Here is a 5,355-nt window from a genome sequence, read left to right as displayed (position 1 = left end):
GGTGATGACCGCCGTCCTGGACCCGGGCCGGGTCTTCGTGATCGGGCAGACCACGGTCACCGCGGCGGCGACCCTCCCTGGCTCCGCACCCACCGTCGGTTCCGCGACCGCCGCCGGTTCCGCACCCACCACCGGCGTCCCGACCCGGCCGGATGCCGGGGCCGCCCTGCAGGTCAGTGCCGGCCGGGGCCTCGCCATCGACGTCGACGACGTCACCGTCGTGGTGGAGAAGGGGCGGACCGCGGGCAGGGTACTTCTCGACAGGGTCGACCTGCACGTGCCTGCCGGCGCCGTGGTCGCCCTGGTCGGCCCCTCCGGGGCCGGGAAGTCCTCCCTGGTCCATCTGCTGCTCGGCACCTACCGGCCGGTCTCCGGCACCGTGCGGATCGGCGGCGCGCGCTCGGCCGGGCGGCCGGCCGGGCGGCAGCAGGTGCGCTACGTCCCGCAGTCCGACGACCTCTACGGCGCGTTGACCGTGCGGGAGACGCTGACCATCGCCGCCCGGTTCCGGGCCGCCCGGGACGCGTCGGAGCAGTACGTCCGGGACCGGGTGGCAGCGGCCCTGGACTGGCTCGGGCTACGCGAGGTCGCCGACAACCTGGTCTCGACGCTCTCCGGCGGGCAGCGACGGCGGGTCTCCATCGGGACCGAACTGGTCGGTCGGCCACAGCTGCTGCTGCTCGACGAGCCGACCAGCGGACTGGACGTGGGCAAGGACCGGGACATCATGCGGCGGTTGCACGCCATCAGCCGGGAGCTGCACTGCACCGTCGTCATCGTCACCCACTCGGTCGCCCACCTGGAACAGGTCGACCAGTTGGTCGCCATCGGCCGGGGCGGGCGGGTCCGCTACGCCGGTCCCCCGGTGGACCCGGCCAGCCAGGGGTACCCCACCTGGGCGGACTGGCTGGTGGAACTGGACCGGGCACCGGCGGCGAAGCCGGCGGTGCGGCGAGCCCGGCCGCACGCACCCGGCCCGGGTCGTACCGGCACCGGCCATCCGGGCTTCACCCAGGCGCTGCTCCGCCAGGCGGTGCTGCTCACCCGGCGCGGCTGGAAGGCGCTGGCCCAGCTGGCCGGCCTGCCGCTGGTCGGTACCGGACTGGCCGTGCTGGCGTCGGCGGACGGGCTCCGACCGGGGCCCGGGATGCCGCAGGTGCTCTCGATCCTGGTCACCGTCGCCGCACTGACCGGGGCAGCACTGACCTACCTCGACCTGGTGCACGACCGGAACATCCTGCACCGGGACTGGCGGGTCGGGATCGCCAGCCGCACCCTGTTGCTGGCCAAGGCGGCGGTGTACGCGACGGTCTGCGGGGTACTGGCCGCCGCCATCACCCTGGCCTACGCCGCCTTCCGGGACCTGCCCCCGCCGGCCCTGGGCATCGCCCCGACAGTGCTGCTCTTCGGGGCGCTCTTCGCGGTGATGGTCAGCTCGATGGGGCTGGGCATGCTCGTCTCCGCGCTGGCCGACTCACTGGAGCAGGCGGTCGGGTACAACACCCTGCTGGCCGTCTTCCAGGTGGCGCTCAACGGGGCACTCTTCGAGGTGCCGCTGTGGATGACCGCGGTCCTGCCGGCCCGGCTCGGGCTGGGTGCCGTCGCGTCGTACGCGGACCTGAACACGCACCGACCGACCGGTGTCTACCACGATCCCCTGTGGCAGGACGCCGCGTTCTGGGTGCCGTTGACCCTCATCGGGATGGGGCTGGTGACCGCCTGGTCGATCACCGTCGCCATCCAGCTCACGGAGAGGAGATGGCGTGGCTGAGCCGTACCCCGGTGCCCCTCCACCGGTCGCCCGCCGGTCCTGGTTGCTCAGGTTGGCCGGACTGACTGCGGTGGTCTGCACCGCCGGCGCGGTGGCCGTCAACCGCCGGGCCGACCAGCAGGAACAGAGCGGGCCGACGCCGACCGTGGCCGGCACGGCCACCCCCGGTGCCCAGGCGTCCGGCACGGCGGCGGGCCCGACGCCCGGTGATCCGGCCACCACGCCCGGCACGCCGTCGCCGGCAGCCGGTACCGTCGGTGGACCGGTCACCGTCCCCGACCTGACCGGACGCCGGCTGACCGAGGCGAAGGCGGCGCTGGTGTCGCTGAGGCTGGGGACACCGCAGGTCGTCGACGCGACCGGGCAGGGACGCCTGGTGCTGGACGACCGCAACTGGGTGGTCGTCACCCAGGACCCACCGGCCGGCACGGGCGCCGGTCCCGATCTGCTGGTGACCCTGCGGGTGCGCAAGCCCACCGACGGGACGGGCTCCGGCACGGTGACCGTCGGCGTCGTACCCGACGTGGTCTGCAAGGACCTCCAGAGTGCGCAGGACGCCATGCAGGCGGCGCGCTTCTTCAACCTGCGGTCCACCGACGCCACCGGGCAGGGACGGATGCAGTTGCTCGACCGCGACTGGGTGGTCGTGGGTCAGTCCGTGCGGGCCGGGACCAGCCCGGAGCTGACCACCCGGATCACCCTGTCGGTGGTCCGGTTCGGGGAGCCCACCGGCGGATCGGGGTGTGCCAGTTGACCCCCGGCTTCGGTGACTGCCGGCGGGCGGCGGCACGACTGCGGCGGGCCGAGCACGGCCGGCAGGCCGCTGCGGCAGCCCGGCCGCGCAGTGTCAACGGGGTGCTGCGGACCCGGGCACCGCTGGCGGTGATGCTCTACCTGGCGGCTCGCGAGGAGCGGCTGGTGTGGCGGGGGCCGGACTCGTTCGCCCTGCTCGAACCACCGGTGGGTTGGCCACCACCCCGTCGGGGGCGCCTGCTGCGGTGGTGGGACCAGCACTGGCAGTTCCTGTGGTACGGCGGGCCGCCGCTGCTCGCCGTCGCCGGCGCCGGCGGCACCGCCCTGCTACCGCTGCCGGCCGCCGGGACGGTCGCACTGATCCTGGTGCTGGCCGCCCTGTTCCAGGTGACCGGACTGATGGTCGCCACCGTGATCGTGGCGGTGGTCCGGGGGGTCGCCCGTCTTCGGCGGCCGGAGCCGGAACGGCACCCGTCGGCGGAGGCGGGGTGGCGGATCGCTCTGCTGCACCACGCCGACGGGCCCACCGGCGCCCGGTTGCTGGAGCAGACGTTCCGGCAGGTGGTCCGGCTGGTCAACCAGCGGTTCGACCGGGTCGCGTCGGACCTGGGCCTGGTGGCCCGGCCGTTGCCGGTGGCGGAGACCCTGTTCTGTCCGCTCCGCACCATCAGCACCACCGCGATGCGGACGCTCGTCGAGCGGTGGCCCCGGCAGGTGGGCCGGCCGTCCGACGGGCCGCGCGAGGCGGTGGTGCTGCTACCGACCCTGCACGGGCCGGGCAGGGTCCGGCCGGTGCTCGATCCCGGCGGTCTCCTGGCCGTGTATCTGCTCGGGCTGGCCACGGTGGTGCCGTACCTGGCCTGGCTGATCGCCGACGACGAACGCACCGCCTGCACGGGCACCGGGTGCGCCGGACGACCGGCGACCTTCATCGACGCCCTGTGCTGGCTGGCCTGGCGGATGGTGTTCGACGACCCGCCGGGGCTGACTCCGGCGACCGGTCTGGCCCGACTGTTCGGCGTGCTGGTCGGCGCGCTGACCGTGGTCGGGGCGCTGGTACTGGCCACCGCCATCGGCCACGCGTGGCTCCGGGCCCGGTACGACAGGAAGAGGGAGGAACCGGCGATGAACGCACAGAAACGACCCCGGCTGCTGGTCATGGTGGTCACGCCCGAGGAGCACGACGCGGTGCGGGAGGCGGTGACCGGGGCCAACGACTGCCGACCGGTCCGGGAGTTCCCGGGCGGGCACCCGGTCCTGCTCCTGGGACCGGTGAGCGGGGTGGACATCCTGTTGGCCCAGTGTGAGCAGGGGGCGGTGGGTTCGGCATCCGCCACCCCGGTCGCGGCGGACCTGATCCAGGAGATCAGACCCGACTACCTGATCCTGGTCGGCATCTGCTTCGGACTGAAGAGACCCCCGCAGAAGCTGGGCGACGTACTCGTCTCCCACCAGCTCCGGCTGCTCGACCACCGCCGGATCAGTGACGACCCGGCGGGCGACGGCTTCACCGAGTTGCAGCGGGGGCCCAGCCCGGAGGCGACCTCGATGCTCCTGGCGGCCTGCCGGTCGGCGGCCCTGCTCGACTGGTCGGGCGCCCCCGTCCACTTCGGACCCATGCTGACCGCGAGCGCGCTGGTCGACTCGACGGTGTACCGGGAACGGTTGATCAGCGCACACCGGGACGCCATCGGTGGGGAGATGGAGGCCGGGGGGATCTACTCGGTGGCGGCTCGGAGCCGGGTCGACTGGATCGTGATCAAGGGGATCTGCGACTTCGCGGCGGGGAAGAACAACCGGTACCACCGGCGGGCAGCCCGCAACGCGGCGGAGTTCCTGGTGCACATGGTCGGTACCGGCGCGCTGGACCGGTCGTGAGCCCCCGCCCGGGTACCCGGCCGCGTCGGACGGCCGGGTTCGCGACCTGCGGGCGTACCCGGCGGGTCGGCCGGTGGCTGGTGGGGCTGACCGCCCTGGCGGTGCTGACGGTCGCCTGCACCCCACGCCCGACCGGTTCCCCGGCCCCGACGGGACCGGGCACCGGCGACCGCCCGTCCGCCTCCGCCGATCCGGCGCGGACGGGGCGTCCCGGGCCGTCCGTCGACGCGCCCCGGCCGTCCACCGCCGGGCCACCCGGCACCGGAACGTACGAGGCGGACATCGGTACCGCCCTGCGGACCGTGGTCGCGTACTGGCAGGAACGTTTCGCCGAGGAGGGCCGGACCTTCACCCCGGTCCGGCGGGTGGTGGCCTACTCGGGCACCGGTGGGCCGCAGTGCGGCGGGAAGCGGGTACCGGCCCGCAACGCGGTGTACTGCGGGGGCGCCGACTTCATCGCCTACGACTCCGTCTGGCTGCGTGGGTACTGGCGCGACATCGGCGACACGTTCGTCTACTTCCTGGTGGGGCACGAGTACGGGCACGCGGTCCAGGCCCGGCTCGGTCTGGGGTCGGCGTACTCGATCAAGAACGAGTTGCAGGCGGACTGTTTGGCCGGGGCCTACCTGGGCGGGTCGGTCCGGGACGGTCGGCTGTCGTTGGAGGACGGCGACGTCGAGGAGTTGTTCCGGGGGCTGGCCGCGGTCGCCGACCGGCCACAGACCGGCTGGTTCGATCCGGGCGCGCACGGCTCGGCGCTGCAACGCCGGGCCGCCTTCTTCACCGGTTACCTCGCCTCGGCCGGTGCGTGCACCACGGAGTTGTAGCACGCGCCCAAATAATGTCCGATTGACACAAAGAGCCGGGCAATTTATTGTCTACATGACATGAAGGCTCGGGATGCCCACTCGGCCACTGGAGGGCCCTCGATGAATCCATCCGTACCCCCGCCC

General features: G+C 73.5%; 4 protein-coding genes. All 4 read left to right on the top strand.

What is annotated here, in order from left to right; translation table 11 throughout:
• A partial coding sequence (locus GSF22_RS30025; RefSeq protein ID WP_208817286.1) for an ATP-binding cassette domain-containing protein occupies positions 1-1,771 on the top strand: 1,771 nt, incomplete at its 5' end.
• Positions 1,764-2,525, top strand: a complete 762-nt coding sequence (locus tag GSF22_RS30020) for a PASTA domain-containing protein (protein WP_208817285.1) — start codon at positions 1,764-1,766, stop codon at positions 2,523-2,525. The genes GSF22_RS30025 and GSF22_RS30020, both read left to right, overlap by 8 nt.
• On the top strand, positions 2,522-4,402 hold the full coding sequence (locus GSF22_RS30015) for a 5'-methylthioadenosine/S-adenosylhomocysteine nucleosidase family protein (protein WP_208817284.1): 1,881 nt from the start codon (positions 2,522-2,524) through the stop codon (positions 4,400-4,402). The genes GSF22_RS30020 and GSF22_RS30015 overlap by 4 nt, the downstream gene beginning before the upstream one ends.
• Positions 4,399-5,229: a neutral zinc metallopeptidase gene (locus tag GSF22_RS35880; RefSeq protein WP_208817283.1), complete on the top strand. Its 831-nt coding sequence runs from the start codon at positions 4,399-4,401 to the stop codon at positions 5,227-5,229. The genes GSF22_RS30015 and GSF22_RS35880 overlap by 4 nt, the downstream gene beginning before the upstream one ends.
• Positions 5,230-5,355: the final 126 nt, after the last annotated feature.

Source organism: Micromonospora echinofusca (genome assembly GCF_017614955.1).
GTDB classification, from domain to species: domain Bacteria; phylum Actinomycetota; class Actinomycetes; order Mycobacteriales; family Micromonosporaceae; genus Micromonospora; species Micromonospora echinofusca_A.
This window is presented reverse-complemented; position numbering and strand designations above follow the sequence as displayed.